Genomic DNA, 22,117 nt, shown 5'->3' on the forward strand with positions numbered 1-22,117 from the left:
GCCGCGCGCGTTTCCAGCTCCCGCACGTCCCCGGGAGCGCGCAGGAGCACGGAACGCGCGCAGGAGGCTGGGAGGTGCGCAGATCGGGCGGGCGGCGACGCGTCCGCTCCCGCGCGCACACCCGGTTGCCGCGCGCGTTTCCAGCTCCCGCGCGGCCCCGGGAGCGCGCAGGAGCCGGAAACGCGCGCGGGAACGGGTCAGGGGGCCACGAGGGTCTGCACCGGCGCCGGGTCCGCGCTCACCGGCAGGCCCTCGCGCTGGGCGAGGTAGCTGGCGATGTCGTGGAACAGCGGGGCGGCGCTGGAGCCGCCCGCCGGGGCGTCGAGCATGATCGCGATGACGTACCGGGGGTCCTGCGCCGGGATCATGCCGGCGAAGGTGATCCAGTACGACGAGCGCGAGTAGCAGGCGCAGTCCGGGTCGACCTGCTGCGCGGTGCCGGTCTTCCCCGCCACCTGGTAGCCCGGCACGGCGGCCTGCGGGCCGGTGCCGCGCTGCCCGCGGGCGTCCTGCGTGACGGCCGTGAGCATGGTCCGCATCTGCGCCGCGGTCTCCGGGGAGACCACCCGCACCGGTTCGGGTGCGGGCGTCGGGGTGCGCAGGCCGTCGGGCCCGATCGTGCCGGACACGATCCGCGGCGGGATCCGCACGCCGTCGTTGGCGATGGCCTGGTACATCCCGGCCATCTGCAGGACCGTCATCGACAGGCCCTGGCCGATGGGCAGGTTGCCGAAGGTCGAGCCCGACCACGCTTCGCGCGCGGGCACCGAGCCGGCGCTCTCGCCGGGCAGCCCGACCTCGGTGCGCGACCCGATGCCGAAGGCCGCCAGCATCGCCGCGAAGCGGTCCTCGCCGACCCGCTGCGCGGTCATGATCGTGCCGACGTTCGACGATTTCGCGAGCACGCCGGTCAGCGTGTAGTTCTCGACGCCGTGCACCCAGGCGTCGCTGATCGTGCGGTCGGCCACCTGGATGCTGCCGGGGACGGCGAGCACCTCGTCGGGGGTGGCGAGGCCGTACTCCAGCGCGGCGGCCATCGTCACGACCTTGTTGACCGACCCGGGCTCGAACGGGCTGGTCACGGCCGGGTTGCCGCCGCCGCTGCCGGTGGAGCGGTCGGCGTCGCCGCCGTTGGCCAGCGCGAGCACCTGCCCGGTGGCGACGTCCAGGACGACGGCCGAGGACGACTCCCCCGCCCCGGTGCGCGCCACCTCGTCGGCGAGCGCGCGCTGCACCGTGAACTGCAGGTCCGAGTCGAGGGTGAGCTGCAGGTCCGACCCCGGGACGACCGGGCGCTCGAACTGCGTGCTGCCCGGGATCTCCGCGGCGCTCTCCTCCGCCTGCCCGACGACCCGCAGCCCGGGCGACCCGGCCAGTAGGTTGTCCTGGGAGTTCTCCAGCCCCTCGCGGCCGGTGATCCGCTCCTCGCCCGCGTCCCAGCGGGAGAACCCGACGATGCTCGACGCCAGCGACCCGCCCGGGTACTCGCGCTTCTCGCGGTACTCCTCGGCGATCAGCGGGAAGCGCTCGCGCAGGTCACGGGCCACGTCCGGGTCGACGTACTCGGCGAGCACGACGTAGCCGCGGTCGGCGCTGAGCTTGTCGACGAGCTCCTGGCGGTCCTGCCCCGTCGACGCGGCGACGGCGGTGGCCATCTCTTGGACCGTCGCGGCGGTGGCGTCGCCCAGGGTGCGGGCGATCGTGCGCGGGTTCGCGACCAGGGCCCGGGCCTCGACGCTGAACGCCAACGGCGTGCCCGCGCGGTCCAGGATCGAGCCGCGGGCGGCCGGCACCTCGAGCTCGACGGTGCGCTGCCGCTCGGCGGCCGCCTTGAGCTCGGAGGCCTGCACCGTCTGCACGGTGACGAGCTTGAGCGTGGCCAGCCCGAGCGCGACCACGAGCACGATGCGGCCGATCTTGAACCGCGCGTTGTGGTCGCGGGTGCGGGGCGGCGGACGGCGCGGCGGTGCCTTGCGGGCGACCGGCGACGTGCGTGCCGCTCCGCCCGGCCGGGTCCGGGGCGGGGCGGCGGGCATCAGCCCGTGGCCGCGGCGGGGTCGACGGGTGCGGTGGCGGCGGGATCGGCGGCCGGCGGCACCGAGGGCTCGGCCGCGGCCGGGGCGGCCCCGGCGGCGAGCTCGGGATCGATGGCGTTTGCGCCCGGGTCCGCCGCGGCGGCCGGGTCGGTGGCGGCGGCCGGGTCGGTGGCGGCGGCCGGGTCGGCGACGGCGGCCGGGTCGCCGACGGCGGCCGGGTCGACGGGCGCGTTCGGGTCGACCGGCGCGTTCGGGTCCACCGGCGCCGGCGCGACGACGGCCGGGGCCGGCGGCGCGGGCGGGGCGGGCGCACGGGCGGCCATCGGGTCGCCGACGACCGTCACGCCGCCGTCCTCCCCCACGACGAGCCGGGCCGGGTCCTGCACCGGCACCATGCCCATCTCCGACGCGCGGCGGGCCAGCTCGGGAGCCGACGCCGCCACCGCCACCTCCCGGCGCAGGCGCTCGACCTGCTCCGAGAGCGAACCGGCCTCGTCCCGCGCGGCCTGCAGCCGGTAGGAGTCGGCCGCCGCGGCCGTGGACAGCCACAGCGTCAGGACCAGGCCGACGCCCAGCAGCACCATCACGAGCAGCACGAACTGCGCCCGGCGCGTCGACGGCCCGCTGCGCGCGGGACGCCCGCCGCCCACGAGGCGCCGCAGCCGCTCGTCGCGCTTCGCGTACGCCCGCTGCGCCGCCGGGGCACCCCGCTGCGCGGGGATGACCGCGGGTTGGGGCGCGCGCGCCGGCCTCGGCGCGGTGCGCACCCGCGATCGCTCGGTCACCGGCGCACTCATCGCACGACCTCGCTGCGCTCGGTCGGCGCTGCGCGCAGGCGCCGTGCCGACGATTCGCTCGCAGGCTCGCTCATGCTGTCCCCACCCTCGTGCTCATGCTGCAGTTCCCCCGATCCGTTCCACCGCCCGCAGGCGCACCGACGCCGCCCGCGGGTTGTCGGCGATCTCGTCCTCGCCCGCCTGTTCCGAGCCGCGCGTGAGCAGCCGCAGCTCGGGCCCGTGCCCGGGCAGTTCGACGGGGAGGTCCACCGGCGTGCGCGATCCCGATCGCGCCGCCAGTGCCCGTTTGACCATCCGGTCCTCCAGCGAGTGGTAGGACAGGACGACGAGGCGCCCGCCGACGGCGAGCGAGTCGAGCGCGGCGGGCAGTGCGCCGCGCAGGGCCTCCAGCTCGGCGTTCACCTCGATCCGCAGCGCCTGGAACGTCCGTTTCGCGGGGTGGCCCCCGGTGCGGCGCGACGCCGCGGGGACCGCCGCGTACAGCAGCTCGACCAGCTCGGAGCTGCGCGTCAGCGGGGCCGTGGCGCGTCGCCTGCCCACCGCCTGCGCGATGCGCAGCGCGAACCGCTCCTCGCCGTACTCGCGCAGCACGCGGGCGAGCTGCGGCACCGGGTAGGTGTTGAGGACGTCGGCGGCGGTCGGACCGGTGGTGGGGTCCATCCGCATGTCGAGGTCGGCGTCGCGGGAGTACGAGAAGCCGCGCTCGTCCGCGTCGAGCTGCAGGGAGGAGACGCCGAGGTCGAACAGCACGCCGTCGACGGGCCCCAGCCCGAGGTCGGCGAGCACGTCGGCGATCCGGTCGTAGACCGCGTGCACGAGGTGCGTGCGGTCGGCGTACGCGACGAGCCGGCGCCCGGCCATCGCCAGGGCGTCCGGGTCGCGGTCCAGCCCGACGAGGACGAGGCGCGGGTGCGCCGCCAGCAACGCCGCCGCATGGCCGCCGAGGCCCAGCGTGGCGTCGACCAGCACCGGAGGGGGGCCGGGCCGGCTCAGCGCGGGGGCGAGCAGCTCGGCGACGCGGGGCAGGAGCACCGGGACGTGCCTGGCCCCAGCCGGCCCGTCCTCGTGATCCTGCACCGTTCACCTCCCACGCCTGCCGCCGCCGATCGGTCGTGCCCCGCCGCCGGTGTCCGCGGACCCCACCCTGCTCCCCAGCCTGGTTGGGGTCGGCGGTGTCCCCACCCGGACGCCGCGCCCACCTCCACGTCGCCGCCGGACCTGGCACCGGGGAAGGTGCGCCAGGGCCGGATGCGTCGGGGAAGGAACGCGGCGCCCGGGTGGGGACACCGAACGTGTTCCCGACCGGGCTCAGATGAGCCCGGGAAGGACCTCCTCCTGCGCTTTCGCGTACTCGTCCTCGTGCTGTTCCTGGTACTGCTGCCAGGCCTGCGCGTCCCAGATCTCGGCACGCGTGAACGCGCCGATCACCACGCAGTCCTTGCTGAGCCCCGCGTAGCGCCGCAGCTCCGCGTTGATGGCGATGCGGCCCTGCGAGTCGGGGTTCTGGTCGTCGGTGCCGGAGAAGAGGTTGCGTTGGAAGACCCGGGCCGACTCGCTGGTGAGCGGCGCCGAGGAGACCTTGGCGGCCATCTCGGCGAAGGCTTCCCTGGTGAACACGTAGAGGCAGTGGTCCTGCCCTTTCGTGATCATCAGACCGCCTCGCAGCTCGTCCCGGAACTTCGCGGGCAGCGTGAGCCGCCCCTTGTCGTCCAGCTTCGGGGTGTAGGTGCCGAGGAACATCGGCGCCACCTCCACCGCGGCCGGGCCAGGGCCACCCAGCGCGCCCCAGCGATCTCCACACTACCCCACTTCCCTCCACCGTCAACTCGGGACGGACCCGTCTTCGCGCTGGTCGCGAGCTGAATCCCCTGGTCAGGGCCTGTGCGGCGGAGTGGGGGCTCGTGGGGGACCACACGGCCGCGCGACGGCGCTCGTAGCCCACAGAGCGCCAAACGATCACGGTGCGTGACGAAATCGGCCGATCCGCACCCGCAGAACGGACCGGTGGGGCGTGGTGGGGCGGTCCGGGGAGCGGGGTGGGTCCGGGGGTGGGGCGGAGTGGGGAGGCCCGACGTCACCCGTCCGGGTCCGAGTTCACGGGCCGTTTGACAGACTGGGGCCAGGACCACCCCCGCCGGGGCGGAGCCGACGGCGAGGAGGAGGTCGGGTGACGACGACGAGCAGCCGGTCCGGGAGGGACGCGGGCCCCGCTCTCGGCCTGGCCGAGGTGGCCGAACTGAGCGCGCGGGTCGCGGCCAACATCCAGCGGGTGATCGTGGGCAAGCCCGACGTCGTGCGCGTCGCGCTCGTCACGCTGCTCGCCGAGGGGCACCTGCTCGTCGAGGACGTGCCGGGCGTCGGCAAGACCTCGCTCGCCAAGGCGCTGGCCCGCTCCATCGACTGCTCGGTGAGCCGCGTGCAGTTCACGCCCGACCTGCTGCCCGGCGACATCACCGGCATGTCGATCTACAACCGGCAGACCGCGGAGTTCGAGTTCCGGCCCGGTCCCGTGTTCGCCAACATCGTCATCGCCGACGAGATCAACCGCGCGTCGCCCAAGACGCAGTCGGCGCTGCTGGAGTGCATGGCCGAGAACCAGGTCACCATCGACGGCGCCACGTACGCCCTGGCCAGCCCGTTCATGGTCATCGCCACGCAGAACCCGATCGAGATGGACGGCACGTACCCGCTGCCCGAGGCCCAGCGCGACCGCTTCACCGCGCGCGTGTCCGTCGGCTACCCCGACCCCTCGGCCGAGCTCGCGATGGTCGACGAGCACGCCACGGTCGACCCCCTCGACTCCCTGGGCCCGGTCACCGACGCCCGCCGCCTGCACGCCGTGATCGACGCCGTGCGGCACGTGCGCCTCGGGCCGGAGGTGCGGCAGTACTGCGTCGACCTCGTCGGGATCACCCGGCGCCTGCCCGAGGTCCGCCTCGGCGCCTCCCCGCGCGCCACCCTGCAGCTGGTCCGCGCGGCCAAGGCGCAGGCCGCGCTGGCCGGGCGCGGGTTCGTCGTGCCCGACGACGTGCAGGCCGTCGCGGTGCCGGTGCTGGCCCACCGCCTGCTGCTCACCCCGGACGCGCAGGCGTCGCGGCGCTCGGCCGTCGACCTCGTCCGCGGGCTGCTCGGCCGCCACCCGGTGCCGTCGCGGTCCGGCGGCTGACGGACCGCCGATGCGCTTCTCCGGGCTGACGACCCGCGGGCGCTGCCTGCTCGCCGCGGGCGTCGCCACCGCGGTCTCGGCGTTCGTGCTCGACGAGCGCGACCTGCTCCGCGTCGGCGCGTTCGTCGCGCTGCTGCCCCTGCTCGCACTGCTCGTCTCGGCGCGCACGCGGCGGTCGGTGCGCGGCACCCGCGAGGTCGGGCCGGAGCGGGTGCCCGCGGGCGGCGAGGTCGAGGTCGCGATCGCGCTGCGCGGCGGCCCGCTGGTCGGCGCACTGCGCCTGGTCGACGCCGTGCCCGATGCGGCGGGCCCGCAGCCCGCGGCGCCGCCCCGCTTCACCGTGCACCGCCTCTCCCCCCGTGCCGGCGCGCAGCTGTCCTACCCGCTCGTCCCGACGCAGCGCGGGGTGCACCGCATCGGCCCGCTCACCGGCAGCGCCACCGACCCGCTCGGGCTGGCGGAGTTCGAGCGGGAGCTCGCGCCGGCGTCGCGGCTGGTGTCGCTGCCCCGCGTCGTCGGGCTGCGCGGGATGCCGCAGGCGATGGGCTCGGGCGAGGGCACCCCGGGCGCCGCGCTCGCCCACCAGGGGCAGGGCCGGTCCGACGTCCTCGTCCGCCAGTACCGCCAGGGCGACGAGCTGCGCCGGGTCCACTGGCGCAGCACCGCCCGCCACGACGAGCTGATGGTGCGGCTCGAGGAGCGCCCGTGGCGCACCGGCACCACCGTGCTGCTCGACCGCCGCGACGCCGCCCACCGCGGGCACGGCCCCGACGCCAGCCTGGAGGTCGCGATCAGCCTCGCGGCGAGCATCTGCACCCACCTCGGCGGCCGGGGCGAGGTGATCACGCTGGTCACCGAGGACGGCGCCGCGCTGGGCTCCGCGTCCGGTGACGTCGACCCGCTGCTCGACGCCCTCGCCGCCCTGCGCCCCGCCGCCCGCACCGACCTCGCCGGGCCCGAGCTCTCCGGCGACGTGCTGGCCGTGCTCGGCGGGATGGAGTCGGGGCAGCTGGAGGCCCTGGTCGCCCGGCAGCCCGCGGGCGGGCACGCCGTGCTGCTCGACGTCGCCGGCTGGGACCCCTCCGGCCGCGGCCCGGACGCCGCCGCCACCGCGGCCGCCCTGCGCTCCGCCGGCTGGCGGGTGGCCGTCGCCCGTGCCGGCGTCGGGCCGGACCGCGCGTGGGACGACCTGGTCGCGCAGAGCATCGGGAGCACCGCATGACCAGGACCGCAGCATGACCCTCACCGCGCCCCGCCCCCTGCGCGCCGCCCCGCCTCCCCCGCCCGCGCCGCCCGCCCCCGGGCCGGTCGTGCGGCCGCTCGCCCCCCTGCTGTGCGCGGTGGCGGTGCTGCTCGCCGCCGCGCCGGTCTCGTCGGTCGTGCAGGGCTGGACCTGGCTCGGCTACGCGGGCGGCGCCGTGGCGCTCGTCGCGGTCGTCGGCGTGGTCGGGGCGCTGGTGCCGCGGGTGCCCGCCGTCGCCGTCGCGCTGGTGCAGGTGGCGGCCGTGCTCGGCCTGCTCACCGCCCTGTTCACCGACGACGGCGTGGCGCGCGTGCTGCCCGGGCCCGCCGCGCTCGGCGACATGGGCGCGCTGCTCGCGGGCGCGGGCGCCCAGATCGACGTCGGCACCGCACCCGTCGCGGCCACCCCGGAGATCCTGTTCCTGGTCACGGCCGCGCTCGGGCTGCTCGCCGTGGCGGTGCACCTGGCCGTCGTCGGGGCGGGGGCGCCGGCTGCGGCCGGGGTGCCGCTGCTCGCCGCGTTCGCCGTGCCCGCCGCGCTGGCCGACGACCTGCTGCCGTGGTGGACGCTCGCGGTCGCCGCGCTCGGCTTCGGGGTCCTGCTCCTCGCGCCCGACGGCAACCGGCGCCAGATCCCCGGCGGCGCGGTGCTCGTCGCGGGGGCGGCGGTGGTCGCCCTCCTGCTCGGCACGGCCACGGCCTTCGTCGGCACGGCGGGCCGGTTCGACGGCGGCGAGGACGGCACCGGCCGCGGCGCGATCGGGCTCAGCCCGTTCACGGCGCTGCGCGGCCAGCTCGACCAGAGCGAGCCCACTCCCCTGTTCGAGGTCCGCGGCCTGGCGCAGCCGCAGTACCTGCGCGCCCTGACCCTGAGCGACTACCAGGCCGGGATCGGCTGGCAGGCCACCCGGCCCGGGCCGGGCGTCGCGCCGGAGGGGCCGTTCACGCAGCCCGGCGTGCCCGGCGACGTCGTCGACGTCACGGTCGGCAACGTCGGCTTCCGCGACTACTGGCTCCCCGTCTACGGCGCCCCGCTGGGCATCGGCGGCCTCGCGCCCGACCTGTTCGTCTACGACGAGCCCAGCGGCATCGCCTACACCGCCCGCCCCCAGCAGCAGGAGACGTGGACCGAGCGGGCGTTCCTGCCCGCGCCCACCACCGACCTGCTGCGCGCCGCGCAGGGCGAGCGACCCGCCGCGATCTACGCGAACATCCTGGGCGTCGACCCGCGGGTCACCGAGATCGCGCAGCAGGTCACGGCGGGTGCGGCCAGCGACTTCGACCGCGCGATGGCCCTGCAGGAGTACTTCACCGGGCCCGACACCGCGTTCACCTACGACCTGGCGACGGCCCCGCCCGCGGGCGACGACGCGCTCGTCGAGTTCCTCACCGTCGGCCGCGTCGGCTACTGCGAGCAGTTCGCCTCGGCGATGGCGGTCATGCTGCGCAGCGTCGGCGTGCCGGCGCGGGTGGCGGTCGGCTTCACCGCGGGCTCCCCGATCAGCGACTACCGCGCCGTGAGCACGGCCGACGCGCACGCCTGGGTCGAGGCGTGGTTCCCCGGCATCGGCTGGACGACGTTCGACCCGACGCCGCTCACCGACGGCCGCACGATCACCCCTCCCTACGTCGAGGCCGCGCGCGCCGAGGCCGCGGGCGGGGGCACCGGCGCCGGGGCCGTCCCGGCCGCGCCGACCGGGGCCGCGCCGACCACCGCACCCACCACGGCCCCGGGCGAGCAGCCCCTCGACGCGGCCGCACCCGCGCCCGTCGCCGCCGATCCCGGCCTCCCGCTGTGGCCGCTGTTCGTCGTGCTGGGCCTGGTGCTCGTCGGGCTGGTGCCCGCCGCGGTGCGGGCGCTGCGCGGGCGGTCCCGCCTCGCGGCCGCGGCGGCGGGCGGCACCGGGGCCGCGGGGGCGGCCTGGGACGAGATCGTGGCGACGTCGGTCGACCGGCGGGTGCCCGTGCCGGCCACCGACACCGTCCGCGCGGCGGCCCGGCGGCTGGTGCGGGAGCACCGGCTCGACGCGGCGGCCCAGGACGCGGTGCGGGCCGTGGTCGGCGCGGTCGAGGCGAGCTGGTTCGGCGACCGGCACCCCGAGCCGGGCGAGCTCGCCGGCCCGGTCCGGGTCGTGCGCGACGGGATCGCCGCGGGCAGCCCGGTGTCGCTGCGCGGGCGGTTGCTGCCGCGCTCGGTGCTGGTCCGGCCGGTGCGGTCGGCGCCCGAGGCGCCGGTCACGACGTCGGTCTGAGCCCCGCCCGGTCTTCCCCCAGACACGACGCAGCGCCCGGACCGAGGGTCGGTCCGGGCGCTGCGGCTGTCGGCGAGAGCGGCTAGTCCTGCTCGAACCGGCGGCGGAAGCGCTCTTCCATCCGGCCGGTGAAGCCGTTCTTCTCCTTCTCGGCCTCAGCCGGCGTGCCGGAGCCCGCGGGCGCCTTGCCGGACGAGGTGACCGCGAGCACCGAGCCGCCGAGCATCACGACGAACCCGAGCACGCTGAGCACGATGAGGGCGATCATGCCGCCGCCGCCGCCGGACAAGGACTGGATCACGACGCCGACGACGAGCATGACGAGACCGAGCAGGAACAGGGCGACGCCCTGCATGCGCCGGCGACGGGTCGGTTTGCGCAACCGACCGCCGCGCACGGTCGAAGCGAACTTGGGGTCCTCGGCGTAGAGAGCGCGCTCGATCTGTTCGAGCAACCGCTGCTCGTGCTCGGAGAGGGGCATTACATCGCCTCCGGCACTGCTTGTGCTGTTGTCGGTCATCTTCCATGGTGCCGGAACGACGCGACGAACGCCCGGGCTGGGCCTCCTGGAACAGAGGATACGAGGCCGCGGGCCGGTCGACCACCCGCACTCGTCGAGCGGGTGGTTCCGGTTCACCGGCGGCACGTCCGGGCGACCCCGTTCGAGGGACGGCCGACACGCTGCGCAACCGTTCGACCACCTGGCGCAGCCCACTGCACCCCCACCGACCTGGGCGGCGGGCCGCCGAGGACGACCTGCCACCACGCCGGTGACCGTCCGCCACCCCGGTCGGGGGTGCGCGGGATCACCCGGCCGGGAGCGGCCGCCGCGCCAGGACGTGCAGCCGCGCCGCGAGCTCCAGCAGGGCCGGACGCGCCGCGGCCAGCACCTCGAGCTCGGCGACGGCCCGGGTGGCCGCCGGGCCGCTGTCGCGCACCGAGCCGGGCACCCAGCCGTCGAGGACGCCGTCACCCTGCACCAGTTCGGGCAGCAGACCGGCCGCGTCGAGCAGCGCGCGCAGCTCGGTGGCGTCGAGGCGCCGGCGCAGCGGGTCGTCGGGCCCGGAGCGGCCGTGGGGGTCGGTGAGCAGGGCCCGCGCCTCGGCGAGGCGCCCGGCCAGCGTGCGGCCCAGCACCGCGGCGTGGCGCCCGGCCACGAGCACCGAGACCGCGCCGCCGGGGGCGGTCGCGTCGGCGAGGGCGCCCAGCGCGTGCGGCGCGTCGTCGACGACCTCCAGCAGGCCGTGTCCGAGCACCAGGTCGGCGCCACCGGCGGGCGCGACGTCGGCGAGGGCGTCGACGTCGCACTGGACGGGCGTGACCCGCCCGTGCACCCCGGCGTCCCGGGCGCGGCGGTGCAGCGCGGCGAGCGCGTTGGGGCTGTTGTCGACGACGGTGACGACGCAGCCCAGCCGCGCCAGCGCCACCGCCCACGCCCCGCTGCCCCCGCCGACGTCGAGCACGCGCGGTTCGGCGCCGCGCGACCGGGCCCGTTCGGCGGCCCGCGCGACCTCCGCCTCCAGCGCGCGGTGCACGGGACCGGGCGGCACCGTGCCCGTCGGGTCGGGTCCCGCGTTGCTCCCGGCAGGTGCGTTCACGACGACAGCCTCACGGCAGCAGCGTAGTGGGCGCCCCGGACGGGTAGGTTGATCGCCGTGCAGGTCGTCGCCACGTTGAGCCTCAAGGGTGGAGTGGGCAAGACCACGGTCGCCCTCGGGCTGGCCGGGGCGGCCCAGCAGCACGGTGTCCGCACCCTGCTGGTCGACCTCGACCCCCAGGCCAACGCCACCATCGCCCTCGACGTGGGCGACACCTCCGCCACCGTCGCCGACGTCCTCGACGACCCGCGCCGCTCCGTGCTCCGCCGCGCCATCGCCCCCAGCGGCTGGGGCGAGGGCCTCGACGTGATGGTCGGCGCCGAGCAGACCGAGCGCCACAACCACCCCGACCCGGGCGCGAAGCAGCTCAGCCGCCTCACCCGCGCCCTGGGCCGGCTCGTCGACGCCGACGAGGAGGACGCCCGGGACGGTGGCGCCGAGGAGCACGACCTCGGGCCGTACCGGCTCGTCGTGATCGACTGCCCGCCGTCGCTGGGCCAGCTCACCCGCAGCGCCCTGGCCGCCGCCCACCGCGCGGTGCTGGTGACCGACCCCACGATGTTCGCCGTGTCCGGCGTCCAGCGCGCCTTCGACGCCGTGCAGACCGAGCGCCAGCGCGGCAACCCCGACCTGCAGCCCCTCGGCGTCCTCATCAACCGCGTCCGCCCCCGCAACGCCGAGCACGAGTTCCGGGTGGCGGAGCTGCGCGAGCTGTTCGGACCCCTGGTGTTCAGCGGCGTCCTGCCCGACCGGTCGGCCGTGCAGCAGGCCCAGGGCGCCTGCGTCCCGATCCAGAGCTGGGACACCCCCGGCGCCCGCGAGGTCTCCGCGGTCTTCACCACCCTGCTGGGCCGGGTGCTGCGGAGCGAGCGGCGGCCGCGGGCGGCGACGGCTCCGCCTCCCACTCGCTGACGGCTCCGCGCCCCCGCCGTACGACCTTGATCACCGCGACAGCACCGGCAGGGTCGTCGCGAGGACCGCAGCGTCACACTCCTGACGATCACGGTTCGGCGATCGCCGGAACCGCACCACCAGCGTCGCCGCGACGACCGTGCCGTCGCACTCCCGACGATCACCCGCCCGCATGCCTCCCGCCGGGCGCCGCCTCGCCATCAGCCCTTGATCGCCGAGACCGCACCGCCGGCGTCGTTGCAAGGACCGCAGCGTCACACTCCCGACGATCACCGGCTCGGGACCGTCTGGACCGCACGACCACGGTCCCTGCGACGACCGTGGCGTCGCACTCCCGACGATCATCCGGGCGCACGCCTCCCGGCGGGCGCGGCCTCACCACCAGCCCTTGATCGCCGGGACCGCACCGCCAGCGTCCCCGCAACGACCGTGGCGTCGCACTCCCGACGATCACCCGGGCGCACGCCTCCCGGCGGGCGCGGCCTCACCACCAGCCCTTGATCGCCGCGTCCGCACCACCAGCGTCCCCACAACGACCGTGGCGTCGCACTCCCGACGATCACGATCCCGCTCCGGCCGCTGATCGCGAGGACGCCAGGCCGACGCCCCACGGCGACACACCCGCGGAACGTCCGGGCGGCGGCGGCCACCGTGGCCACCGTGGCCACCCTCCCGCGCGCTTTCCCGGCTGCCGCGCGGATTTCCCGCTCCCGCGCGCCCCCGGGGCCGCGCGGGAGCATGTTCAGCGCGCGGGAGCCGTCTCGGCGCGCGGGAGCGGGGGCCGTGACCCCCCTCGCGCACGATGAGACATCGCCGCCGTGCTCCACCAGCGTCGCCGCGAGGACCGCAGCGTCACGCTCCCACGATCACCCGACCGCACGCCTCCCGGCGGGCGCGGCCTCGCCATCTGCCCTTGATCGCCGAGACCGCACCACCAGCGCCCCCGCAACGACCGTGACGAGACCATCCCGACGATCACTCGCTCAAGATCGCCGGAACCGCACCACCACCGCCCCCACGACGACCGTGACGCCACACTCCCGACGATCACCGCCAACCCCGCACCGCCACCGCCCCGGCCACGAGCAGCGACGACGTCGCCCGGACTGGGGCAGGCGCCTCACCGCAACCGCACCGACTCCGTCACCATCCCCACGAACTGCTCGGCCTGCCTCAGCAGGTCGTCGGCCCCGCGCTGGTCGACCAGGCGGGCGATGCCCGCCTCGGCCGCGGCCCGGGTGGCGGAGCAGGAGGCGAAGAACGCCGCCCACTCCCCCAGCTCGGGCGCCACGGTGGCGAGGATGTCCCACACCGCGCGGGGCGCGCCGCGGCGGGGCTGAGGGGCGGCGCGAACGGCCAGGACCGCCGCCCCGGCGCGCAGCGCGGCCAGGTAGGCGGCCGGGTAGCGCCGGAGCGGGTCGTGCTCGCGGTGGGCCTCGGCGAGCCCGTCGGCGGCCTGCCGCAGCAGCGCCAGCGCCGAACGGGAGACCGGGGCCGGGCGCGGCGCGGGCACCGGTCGGTCCGTCGTGATCGTCATCGGACACCTCCCTGTTCCTGCACGAACACCTGTTCGGACAACCCGCGCCGACCTGCGGTCATTCCGGGACCCGGACGAGATCCCAGACACCGGGGCCCGCGCGCATCCGCAGCACGAACTCGCGGCCGGGGACGTCGGGCTCGTCGGCCGAGCGGGCCTCGACCCGCCAGCACCGCAGGCGGTCGCCCCCGACGGGCATGGGTGAGGGGAACGGCCACGGCGACTGCTCGATCCACCGCTCGCGGACGTCGACGATCAGGTAGCGCGGCCCCCGCCGCGCGGGCCTGCGCTGGAACTCGACGGGCTCCCCGTCCAGCCAGCGCACCTGGACGGGTGTGGGCTCCCGGGAACGGAACACCCGGCTGAAGGCACTCACGCTGCACTCCTCCCGACCGGCCTGTTCCGACCGGCACCGTGCCCGGCCGGTCTGGGTTCCGGCCGGTCCGGTCGGCCCGGCGGCCGGGTGCTTCCCCCACCCCGCCGCCGGACCCACCGATGATCGAACGCATGTTCGATCCCCTCCAGTACAACCTCCCGCCGCCCCCGCGTCAAGTCGCGCAGGCGCGGCAGGACGGGACGCCGCCGACGTGGTGTGATGGCGCGGTGACCACCGCACCGGCCCGGCACATCGTGGAGTGGGGCCCGTCCGACCTCGCCGCGCGCGTCGACGACGCGCTGGCCGTGTACGTCGCCGCGATGGGCTACCCGCCGAGCACCGCGCGGCACCGCCGCACGCTGTGGCTCGACCACGTCCGCCGCCCGGGCTGGCGCGCCGTCGGCTGCGTCGACGACGCGGGCCGACTGCTCGGCGTCGCCTACGGCTACACGGGGGCGCCCGGGCAGTGGTGGTTCGAGGAGGTCTCCCGGGGCCTGCGCCCCCGCCCGCAGGAGCGGTTCTGGCTCGAGGACTACTTCGAGCTCACCGAGCTCCACGTGCACCCCGACACCCAGGGCGGCGGGCTCGGCGAGGGGCTGCTCCGCACGCTGCTCGCGGGCGCGACCGCCCGGCGGGTGCTGCTCTCGACGCCGGAGAACGGCGACGGCCCCACCAACCGGGCGTGGCTGCTCTACCGCCGCCTGGGCTTCGCCGACGTCCTGCGCCACCACCGCTTCACCGGCGACGCCCGGCCGTTCGCCGTGCTGGGCCGCGACCTCCCGCTGCCGCCCGCGCCCCCGAGGTGACGCCCGGCCGCGGATGGCACGATGGCGTGATGCCGTCCCCGCGCCGCCGGCCCGCGCTGCTGCTCGTCCTGGTCCTCGCGCTGCTGGCCCTGTCCGGCTGCGCGCGCGTGCAGGCCGCACTGGCGGTGCAGCCCGACGACACGGTGCGCGGCCAGATCGTCGTCGCCACGCCCGAGACGGGCCCCGAGGACCCGGGACCGGTGCTGACGCTCCCGCCCGACCTCGCGGCGTCGGTGGACGTCAGCGAGTACCGCCAGGAGGGCTACGCCGGCTCGCTCGTGCGGTTCTCCGACCTCACCTTCGAGCAGGTCAGCGAGCTGATCACGGCCGCGGGGCCGCCCGGGGAGAAGGTGCGCCTCGAGCTGCGCCGGGCGGGCAACCGCGTGGTCGTCAACGGGTCGGTCGACCTCACCACCGTCGACGTCGACCGCTCCGACTTCCAGCTCAAGATCGCCTTCCCCGGCCAGGTCCTCGACGCCAACGGCGACGCCGACTCCGGCGAGGTCAGCTGGGTGTTCGAGGCGGGCGAGGTCGGCGACATCGAGGCCGTCGTGGCCTTCGACGACCCGGACGCGCCCTCGCCGTTCAACTGGAGCCTCGGCCTGTTCCTGGTGGTGGCGCTGGCCGCGGCCGCGGTGGTGCTGGCGGCGCACCGCACCCGCAACCCGCCGGTCCGGCAGGGCTGAGTCGGTCCGGCAGGGCTGAGTCGGTCCGGCAGGGCTGAGTCGGTCCGGCAGGGCCGAGCCGGTCCGGCAGGGCTGAGCCGGTCCGCCGGGGCCGGGTCGGCCTCTCAGGCCACCGCCACTCCCCGCCGCGCCCCCAGGCCCAGCCGCTGCACGAGCTCGGTCGTGGCCGTGGAGCGGTTGAACGTGTAGAAGTGCAGCCCGCCGACGCCCTCGGCGAGCAGCCGCGCGCACAGCTCGGTCGTGAGGTCCATGCCCGCCCGGCGGAACGCGGCCGGGTCGCCGGCGTAGCGCTCCAGCCGCTCGGCGAGCCCGGGCGGCAGCGGCGCGCCGGACAGCTCCGGGCCGCGGTGCAGCGTGCGCAGCGTCGTCAGCGGCATGATCCCGGGCAGCAGCGGGACCTCGCAGCCGGCGGCGGAGAGCCGGTCGCGCAGCCGTAGGAATCCCTCGGGCTCCAGGAACAGCTGGGTGATCGCGAAGTCGGCGCCCGCCCGGACCTTGGCGACGAGCCGCTGCAGGTCGGAGTCCTCGTCGGCCGAGCGCGGGTGGCCGTAGGGGAAGGCGGCCACGCCGACGCAGAAGTCGCCCAGGCTGCGCACCAGCGAGACGAGCTCGTCGGCGTACATGAGGCCCTCGGGGTGGGCGACCCACTCGCCCAGCGGGTCGCCGGGGGGGTCGCCGCGCACCGCGAGGACGTTGCGGATGCCCGCCGCCGCGTACTCGCCGATGACGTGGCGCAGCTCGGCCACCGAGTGCGAGACGGCGGTGAGGTGCGCCATGGCGACGAGCGTGGTCTCCGACGCGATGCGGCCGGTGGTGCGCACGGTCCGGTCGCGGCTGGACCCGCCCGCGCCGTAGGTGACCGAGGCGAACGCCGGGTCGAGCGGCTCCAGCCTGCGGATGGCGTTCCAGAGCTCGGCCTCGCCCGCGTCGTCCTTGGGCGGCATGAACTCCACCGAGAACACCGGCTGGTCGCCGCCGATCCGGTCCGTGATCTTCATCGGATGGTCTCCTCGGATGTGGTCCGTGCGGGAGGAGCCTAGTGGGCCCCGCCGCCACCGCGCCGACGTCCGGCACCGCCGCTACCCTCGTCAGGTGCCTCCCCGATCGTCACGCCGCCTGGCGTCCTCGTGACCCGCACCGCCCCGGAGCGCGTCCGGGCCGCCGACGACGAGCTGTCCGACGCCGTGGAGGAGGTGCTGGCGGCCTACCTGGAGCGCCGGGGCGCCGACACGGCCGCCATCGACCCCGCGTTCGGGGCCGCCACCGCGGCGCTGACGGAGTTCGTGCTGAGCGGGGGCAAGCGGCTGCGGCCGACGTTCGCCTGGTGGGGGTGGCGCGGCGCGGGGGGCTCCCCCGACGACGCGCACGCCGTCGGCGTGCTGGAGGCGATCAGCGCCCTGGAGCTGATCCAGGCGTGCGCGCTCGTGCACGACGACCTGATGGACGCCTCGGCCACCCGCCGCGGCCGCCCCACCGTGCACGTCGACTTCGCCCGGCGCCACGCCGAGGCCGGCTGGCAGGGCCGCCCGGCGCGCTTCGGCGCGGCCGCTGCGATCCTGCTCGGTGACCTGGCCCTCGTCTGGGCCGACGACCTGTTCCGCTCCTCCGCGCTGCCGGTCGAGGCGCTCCGCCGCGCCGCGGCGCCGTGGGAGGCCATGCGCACCGAGGTCCTCGGCGGGCAGTACCTCGACGTGCTGCACCAGTCCACCGGCGACACGAGCCCGCGGGCCGCGCTGCAGGTCGACCGCTACAAGACCGCCGCGTACACCGTCGAGCGCCCGCTGCACCTGGGCGCCGCGATCGCCGACGCGTCCCCCGAGCTGGTCGCCTGCTACCGCCGCTTCGGCGCCGACATCGGCATCGCCTTCCAGCTGCGCGACGACCTGCTCGGCGTCTTCGGCGACCCGGCCGTCACCGGCAAGCCTGCGGGCGACGACCTGCGCGAGGGCAAGCGGACGCTGCTGCTCGCGCTGGCGCTGGAGCGCGCCGCCGAGCAGGGCTCCCGGGCGTCGGCGGCGGCGATCGAGGCCGCGCTCGGCGACCCCGACCTCGACGCCGACGGGGTCGACCGCGTCCGCGGGCTGCTCGTCGACCTCGGCGCCGAGCAGGCTGTGGAGCAGCGCATCGCGGCGATGACCGGCTCCGCGCTCGACGCCCTGAGCACCGCCGACATCGAGGAGCCCGCGGCCTCGCGGCTCTCCGACCTCGCCGTCGCGGCCACCCGGCGGCGGCGATGAGGCTGCGCACCGTCACCGGTCCCACCGACCACGTCGTCGTGGTCGGGGCGGGGTTCGCCGGCCTCACCACCGCCCTGCACCTGCTGGGCGCGGGCCGCCGCGTCACGGTCGTCGAGCGGGGCGAGCACCCCGGCGGGCGCGCCGGGCGCCTCGACCTGCAGACCGCCTCGGGCACCTACCAGGTCGACACCGGCCCCACCGTCCTGACCATGCCCGACCTGCTCGACGAGGCGTTCGGCGCCGTCGGGGAGAAGGTGTCGGAGCGGCTCGACCTCGTCGAGCTCGACCCGGCCTACCGCACCCACTTCGCCGACGGCTCGACGATCGACGTCCACACCGACGCCGGGGCGATGGAGGCCGAGGTCCGCGCGGTCTGCGGACCCGACGCGGCGGCGGGCTACGTCCGCATGCGCGAGTGGCTCGGCAAGCTCTACCGCGCCGAGATCGACACGTTCATCGGCGCCAACTTCGACTCGCCGCTGAACCTGCTCGGCCCCGACCTGGTGCGCCTGGCCGCGCTCGGCGGGTTCGGGCGCCTGGGTCCGCGGGTCGAGGGCTTCCTGCCCGACGAGCGGCTCCAACGGATCTTCTCGTTCCAGGCGCTCTACGCGGGCGTGCCGCCGCAGACGGCGCTCGGCGCGTACGGCGTGATCGCCTACATGGACACCATCGCCGGCGTCCACTTCCCCAAGGGCGGCATGCGCTCGGTCGGGCAGGCCCTGGCCGACGCGGCCGTGGCCGCCGGCGCGGAGATCCTCTACGGGCGGACCGTCACCGGCCTGGAGCGCGGCGCGGGCCGCGTCACCGCCGTGCGCCACCGGGCCACCGACGACCCGCTCGGCGCGTCCGACCGGCTCGCGGCCGACTCGTTCGTGCTGACGCCGGACCTGCCCGTCGTGCACGACCTGCTGGGCCGCGCGCCGCGGCGCGTCGTGCCTCTGCGCTACTCCCCCAGCGCCGTCGTCCTGCACGCCGGGCTGCGCACCTCCCGACCGGAGGCGGCGCACCACACCATCTCCTTCGGGTCGGCCTGGCGGGAGACGTTCCGCGAGATCATCGACGACGGCCGCCTGATGAGTGATCCGTCACTGCTGATCACGCGCCCGACGGCCACCGACCCCTCGCTCGCCCCCGACGGCCGCGACCTGCTGTTCGTGCTCGCCCCGTGCCCCAACCTCGAGGCGGGCCCGATCGACTGGGAGCGCGTCGGACCGGCCTACCGCGACGAGCTCCTCGGCGTGCTGGAGGCCCGCCAGCACCCGGGGCTCGACGGCATCGAGGGCGACATCGAGGTGTCGGACCTGGTCACCCCGGCCGACTGGGCCGCGCAGGGGATGGCCGCGGGCACCCCGTTCTCGGCGGCGCACACGTTCGCGCAGACCGGCCCGTTCCGGCCGCGCAACCTGGTCCGCGGGTTCGAGAACGTGGTCCTCGCGGGCTGCGGCACGACGCCCGGGGTCGGCATCCCGCCGGTGCTGCTGTCGGGCCGCCTGGCCGCCGCGCGCATCACCGGGCCCGCTCCGACGACCGGGCGGGGTCGCAGGGTCCCGACAGGCGGCTGAGGGCGGCCATGGCAGCATGGTCCGCGCCATGACCGCGCAGCCCTCCTCCCCCGTCGACCGGTCGGAGTCACCCGATCGGGCCGTGACGGCGCCCGCCGGCAGCACGCCCCGGGCGTCCGCGTGGCGTGCCCGCCTGGGGTCGCCTCCCCGGGGTCCGCTGGTGCTCGGCGTGGTCGCGTCGCTGCTCATGGTGCTGGGCGGGTTCGGCGCGGGCGGCGTCCTCGTCGACGACCCGCTGCTGACGAACTCGCCGCTGGGCTTCTGGCGCTACGGCCACGGCCGGGAGATCGCCAACTCGCTGATCTACCTCGGCGTCGGGCTGCTGGCCTGGGCCTGGGTCCGGCTGGGCCGCGAGGTGCTGGCGCGGCGCGTCGGCGGCCGCGCGGTGCTCACCACCGCCACGGCGTGGCTGCTGCCGATGCTGGTGGCGCCCCCGCTGTTCACCCGCGACGTGTTCAGCTACCTCGCCCAGGGCGCGCTGCCGCTGCACGGGTTCGACCCGTACGCCGTCGGGCCCGACGCGCTGCCCGGGATCTTCACCGACAACGTCCACTACTTCTGGCAGGACACCCCGGCGCCCTACGGCCCGTTGTTCATCCTCTACGCCAAGTCGGTCGCGTGGCTCGCGGGCGACCAGATCATCCTCGGCGTCGTGCTCATGCGCCTCGCGCTCGCCGTGGGGCTGGTGCTGCTGGTCCGGGCCCTGCCCGAGCTGTCGCGGCGGATGGGCGGGCGGCCGGCGCTCGCGCTCTGGATCGTCGTCGCCAACCCCGTCATGGTCATCCACATGGTCGGCGGCGGCCACAACGACCTGCTGGTCATGGGCCTGCTGGCCACGGCCGCGCTGTCGGCGCTGCGCGGGCAGCACGCCTGGGGCATCGTGCTCGCCACGCTCGCGATGGCGGTCAAGGCCAGCGCGGGCGTCGCGCTGCCGTTCCTGGTACTGGTCTGGGCGGGCACGATGGCCGGCTCGGTGCTCGCGCGCACGCTGCGCGCCACCGCGTACGGGATCGCGGTCTTCGTGCCGGTGTTCGCGCTGTGCACGGTCGCGGCCGGCGTCGGACTGGGCTGGCTGCCCGCGCTCAGCGCGCCGTCGATGATCGTCAACTGGATGTCCCTGCCCACCGGCGCGGGCCAGCTCGTGCACTCGGTCGTCAGCATCTTCGGACCCGTGTCGATGCAGCCGTTCGTCAACGCGGGCCGTGCCGTCGGCGCGCTGATCCTGCTGGTGATCGCCGTGCACCAGTGGTGGGCCTCGCGCGACGGCGGCCCCGACGCGATGCGCCGCGCCGGCATCGTGCTGCTGGCCGTCGCGCTGCTCTCCCCCACCACGCTGCCCTGGTACGTCAGCTGGGGCATGGCGCTGCTCGCGATGGTCGACTGGACGCCGCGCGCGCTGCAGGTGCTGGTCTTCTTCTCGCTCTGGCTGATGATCGTCTACTACCCCGACGGCGAGGCCGCGCTCTACGACCTGGCGGTCCTGGGCATCGGCGCCGCGCTGTCGGCGCTGGCCGCGGTGTCGCTGCTGCGGCCCGACCCGCTCGGGCTCGCCCGGCGCCCGGTGGGAGCCGACCCGGTTGTCCGGTAGCGCCGAGCTCGACGCCGCGGGCATCACCGACCCGGCCCTGCGCGCCGCCTACGCCACCTGCCGCCGGCTCAACGCGGCCCACGGGCGCACGTACTTCCTCGCCACCCGCCTGCTCCCGCCCGACCGCCGCCCGGCCGTGCACGCCCTCTACGGCTTCGCGCGCTATGCCGACGAGATCGTCGACGACCTGGGCGACGACCGGCCCGTCGCCGAGAAGGCCGCGGAGCTCGACGCCCTCACCGCGGGCCTCCACGCCGCCTTGGACGGCGCGCCCACCGACGTACCGGTCCTCGCGGCGCTGGGCGACACCGCCCGCCGCTACGGCATCGACCGGGCCCACTTCACCGACTTCATGACGTCGATGCGGATGGACACCCACGTCACGTCCTACGCCACCGACGCCGACCTCGCCGTCTACGTCCACGGCTCGGCCGCCGTGATCGGGCTGCAGATGCTGCCGGTGCTCGGCACGACGGTGCCCCTGGAGGAGGCGACGCCGCCCGCCACGGCGCTCGGGGTGGCGTTCCAGCTCACCAACTTCCTGCGCGACGTCGGCGAGGACCTCGACCGCGGCCGCGTGTACCTGCCCGCCGACGAGCTCGCCGCGTTCGGCGTCGACCGCGAGCTGCTGGCCTGGTGCCGCGCGCACCGCCGTGCCGACCCGCGGGTGCGGCGCGCGCTCGCGCACCTCGTCGCCCGCACCCGCGGCACCTACCGCCGCGCGGCGCCCGGCATCGCCATGCTGGAGCCGGTCTCCCGGGCCTGCGTCGGCTGCGCCTTCGCCCTCTACCAGGGCATCCTCGACGAGATCGAGGCCGCGGGCTACGCCGTGCTGCACCGCCGGGTGGCGGTGCCGAACCGCAGGCGCCTCGGCGTGGCGCTCCCGGGCCTGGCCCGCGCGGTGGCGGCGAGGAGGCCGGGAGAGCGCCCCGCTAGAACGCCATCGCCTGCGCGCGGCGCTTGATCTCCCGGTGGCGCCCCTCGGTGAGGAACGACATCGGGGAGCCGGGCAGCGAGTCGTCGACGGAGAACAGCCAGCGCAGGATGTCCTCGTCGCTGTAGCCGCCGTCGCGCAGCACGGTGATCGTGCCCGGCAGGCCCTTCACGACCTCCGCGCGCTCCTCGCCGGGCGAGAAGAACGCAGCGGGCACCACCACCTCGCCGTCGCGGCGCAGGGACAGGATCTGCCCGTCGCGCACGAGCTGGTGGACCCGGGACACGGGCTGGTTCAACAGGGTTGCGACCTCGGCGACGGGCAGCGTCTCCACGTCGTCGGCCAGAACGGACACCTCACTCACGAGGCGACAGGATGCCACATCCGG

20 protein-coding genes are annotated in these 22,117 nt (G+C 76.2%); 10 read left to right on the forward strand and 10 right to left on the reverse strand.

Features of this window, described 5'->3' with window-relative positions:
* Positions 1–197 precede the first annotated feature (197 nt).
* The 4 genes from HOP40_RS30375 to mraZ all read right to left on the reverse strand — a co-directional run bounded on the left by HOP40_RS30375 (position 198) and on the right by mraZ (position 4,573).
* Positions 198–2,036, reverse strand: coding sequence for a peptidoglycan D,D-transpeptidase FtsI family protein (locus HOP40_RS30375; RefSeq protein WP_172165491.1), 1,839 nt, complete (start codon positions 2,034–2,036; stop codon positions 198–200).
* Complete coding sequence (gene ftsL / locus HOP40_RS30380) at positions 2,036–2,821, reverse strand: cell division protein FtsL (protein WP_172165494.1); 786 nt, start codon at positions 2,819–2,821, stop codon at positions 2,036–2,038. Before ftsL ends, HOP40_RS30375 begins: the two co-directional genes overlap by 1 nt.
* Positions 2,822–2,926: 105 nt before the next feature.
* Complete coding sequence (gene rsmH, locus HOP40_RS30385; protein WP_172165497.1) at positions 2,927–3,910, reverse strand: 16S rRNA (cytosine(1402)-N(4))-methyltransferase RsmH; 984 nt, start codon at positions 3,908–3,910, stop codon at positions 2,927–2,929.
* Positions 3,911–4,141: 231 nt separating this feature from the next.
* Positions 4,142–4,573, reverse strand: a complete 432-nt coding sequence (gene mraZ / locus HOP40_RS30390) for a division/cell wall cluster transcriptional repressor MraZ (protein ID WP_172165500.1) — start codon at positions 4,571–4,573, stop codon at positions 4,142–4,144.
* Positions 4,574–5,000: 427 nt separating this feature from the next.
* On the opposite strand from mraZ, the gene HOP40_RS30395 reads away from it, so the two are divergent.
* The 3 genes from HOP40_RS30395 to HOP40_RS30405 are packed head-to-tail and all read left to right on the forward strand — an operon-like array spanning position 5,001 to position 9,493.
* A complete protein-coding gene (locus tag HOP40_RS30395; RefSeq protein ID WP_420821774.1) occupies positions 5,001–5,999 on the forward strand; it encodes an AAA family ATPase in 999 nt (332 codons plus the stop codon).
* 10 nt (positions 6,000–6,009) lie between these two features.
* Positions 6,010–7,221 (forward strand): DUF58 domain-containing protein, encoded by a 1,212-nt coding sequence (locus HOP40_RS30400; RefSeq protein ID WP_172165503.1) that lies wholly within the window; start codon positions 6,010–6,012, stop codon positions 7,219–7,221.
* A 13-nt stretch (positions 7,222–7,234) separates the two neighbouring features.
* Positions 7,235–9,493, forward strand: coding sequence for a transglutaminase TgpA family protein (locus tag HOP40_RS30405; protein ID WP_172165506.1), 2,259 nt, complete (start codon positions 7,235–7,237; stop codon positions 9,491–9,493).
* Between the two features lie 82 nt (positions 9,494–9,575).
* Here the strand turns inward: HOP40_RS30405 and HOP40_RS30410 are convergent, their stop codons facing one another.
* Both HOP40_RS30410 and HOP40_RS30415 read right to left on the reverse strand, forming a co-directional pair.
* Positions 9,576–9,974, reverse strand: coding sequence for a DUF3040 domain-containing protein (locus tag HOP40_RS30410; RefSeq protein ID WP_172165509.1), 399 nt, complete (start codon positions 9,972–9,974; stop codon positions 9,576–9,578).
* A 325-nt stretch (positions 9,975–10,299) separates the two neighbouring features.
* Positions 10,300–11,043 (reverse strand): class I SAM-dependent methyltransferase, encoded by a 744-nt coding sequence (locus HOP40_RS30415; RefSeq protein ID WP_172169520.1) that lies wholly within the window; start codon positions 11,041–11,043, stop codon positions 10,300–10,302.
* Between the two features lie 105 nt (positions 11,044–11,148).
* On the opposite strand from HOP40_RS30415, the gene HOP40_RS30420 reads away from it, so the two are divergent.
* Positions 11,149–12,003, forward strand: a complete 855-nt coding sequence (locus HOP40_RS30420; protein ID WP_172165512.1) for a ParA family protein — start codon at positions 11,149–11,151, stop codon at positions 12,001–12,003.
* A gap of 1,120 nt (positions 12,004–13,123) precedes the next feature.
* Here the strand turns inward: HOP40_RS30420 and HOP40_RS30425 are convergent.
* Together HOP40_RS30425 and HOP40_RS30430 are read right to left on the reverse strand one after the other, a co-directional pair.
* Positions 13,124–13,540 (reverse strand): SAV_6107 family HEPN domain-containing protein, encoded by a 417-nt coding sequence (locus tag HOP40_RS30425; RefSeq protein ID WP_172165515.1) that lies wholly within the window; start codon positions 13,538–13,540, stop codon positions 13,124–13,126.
* 58 nt (positions 13,541–13,598) lie between these two features.
* On the reverse strand, positions 13,599–13,916 hold the full coding sequence (locus tag HOP40_RS30430) for a hypothetical protein (RefSeq protein WP_172165518.1): 318 nt from the start codon (positions 13,914–13,916) through the stop codon (positions 13,599–13,601).
* Between the two features lie 227 nt (positions 13,917–14,143).
* On the opposite strand from HOP40_RS30430, the gene HOP40_RS30435 reads away from it, so the two are divergent.
* The gene (locus tag HOP40_RS30435; RefSeq protein WP_172165521.1) at positions 14,144–14,722 is read left to right on the forward strand and encodes a GNAT family N-acetyltransferase; all 579 of its coding nucleotides are present in this window, start codon (positions 14,144–14,146) and stop codon (positions 14,720–14,722) included.
* Positions 14,723–14,751: 29 nt separating this feature from the next.
* Positions 14,752–15,408, forward strand: a complete 657-nt coding sequence (locus tag HOP40_RS30440) for an LppM family (lipo)protein (RefSeq protein WP_172165524.1) — start codon at positions 14,752–14,754, stop codon at positions 15,406–15,408.
* A 104-nt stretch (positions 15,409–15,512) separates the two neighbouring features.
* Here HOP40_RS30440 and HOP40_RS30445 read toward each other — a convergent pair whose 3' ends face one another.
* Positions 15,513–16,406 carry a methylenetetrahydrofolate reductase gene (locus HOP40_RS30445; RefSeq protein ID WP_172165527.1) on the reverse strand — a complete coding sequence of 298 codons (894 nt, stop codon included), beginning with the start codon at positions 16,404–16,406 and terminating at the stop codon, positions 15,513–15,515.
* 129 nt (positions 16,407–16,535) lie between these two features.
* On the opposite strand from HOP40_RS30445, the gene HOP40_RS30450 reads away from it, so the two are divergent.
* From HOP40_RS30450 to HOP40_RS30465, 4 genes are read left to right on the forward strand one after another with little or no spacing between them, the layout of a single operon-like run.
* Positions 16,536–17,645, forward strand: coding sequence for a polyprenyl synthetase family protein (locus HOP40_RS30450; RefSeq protein ID WP_240157366.1), 1,110 nt, complete (start codon positions 16,536–16,538; stop codon positions 17,643–17,645).
* 2 nt (positions 17,646–17,647) lie between these two features.
* Positions 17,648–19,207, forward strand: coding sequence for a phytoene desaturase family protein (gene crtI, locus HOP40_RS30455; RefSeq protein WP_172169526.1), 1,560 nt, complete (start codon positions 17,648–17,650; stop codon positions 19,205–19,207).
* Between the two features lie 28 nt (positions 19,208–19,235).
* Entirely contained in the window at positions 19,236–20,795 is a 1,560-nt protein-coding gene (mptB, locus tag HOP40_RS30460; RefSeq protein WP_240157367.1) for a polyprenol phosphomannose-dependent alpha 1,6 mannosyltransferase MptB, read from the forward strand.
* On the forward strand, positions 20,785–21,759 hold the full coding sequence (locus tag HOP40_RS30465; RefSeq protein ID WP_172165533.1) for a phytoene/squalene synthase family protein: 975 nt from the start codon (positions 20,785–20,787) through the stop codon (positions 21,757–21,759). The genes mptB and HOP40_RS30465 overlap by 11 nt, the downstream gene beginning before the upstream one ends.
* Here HOP40_RS30465 and HOP40_RS30470 read toward each other — a convergent pair.
* The gene (locus HOP40_RS30470) at positions 21,728–22,093 is read right to left on the reverse strand and encodes an Rv2175c family DNA-binding protein (protein WP_240157368.1); all 366 of its coding nucleotides are present in this window, start codon (positions 22,091–22,093) and stop codon (positions 21,728–21,730) included. The two genes, HOP40_RS30465 and HOP40_RS30470, sit on opposite strands and share 32 nt — an antisense overlap.
* Positions 22,094–22,117 lie beyond the last annotated feature (24 nt).

The sequence above is a fragment of the Pseudonocardia broussonetiae genome, from assembly GCF_013155125.1.
Classification (GTDB): domain Bacteria; phylum Actinomycetota; class Actinomycetes; order Mycobacteriales; family Pseudonocardiaceae; genus Pseudonocardia; species Pseudonocardia broussonetiae.

Excerpts from the sequence above, each read along its gene's own strand:
- HOP40_RS30375 (WP_172165491.1), bottom strand. The coding sequence starts at position 2,036 with ATGCCCGCCGCCCCGCCCCGGACCCGGCCGGGCGGAGCGGCACGCACG.
- mraZ (WP_172165500.1), bottom strand. The coding sequence starts at position 4,573 with ATGTTCCTCGGCACCTACACCCCGAAGCTGGACGACAAGGGGCGGCTC.
- HOP40_RS30400 (WP_172165503.1), top strand. The coding sequence starts at position 6,010 with ATGCGCTTCTCCGGGCTGACGACCCGCGGGCGCTGCCTGCTCGCCGCG.
- HOP40_RS30405 (WP_172165506.1), top strand. The coding sequence starts at position 7,235 with ATGACCCTCACCGCGCCCCGCCCCCTGCGCGCCGCCCCGCCTCCCCCG.
- HOP40_RS30410 (WP_172165509.1), bottom strand. The coding sequence starts at position 9,974 with ATGCCCCTCTCCGAGCACGAGCAGCGGTTGCTCGAACAGATCGAGCGC.
- HOP40_RS30425 (WP_172165515.1), bottom strand. The coding sequence starts at position 13,540 with ATGACGATCACGACGGACCGACCGGTGCCCGCGCCGCGCCCGGCCCCG.
- HOP40_RS30440 (WP_172165524.1), top strand. The coding sequence starts at position 14,752 with ATGCCGTCCCCGCGCCGCCGGCCCGCGCTGCTGCTCGTCCTGGTCCTC.
- HOP40_RS30445 (WP_172165527.1), bottom strand. The coding sequence starts at position 16,406 with ATGAAGATCACGGACCGGATCGGCGGCGACCAGCCGGTGTTCTCGGTG.
- mptB (WP_240157367.1), top strand. The coding sequence starts at position 19,236 with ATGACCGCGCAGCCCTCCTCCCCCGTCGACCGGTCGGAGTCACCCGAT.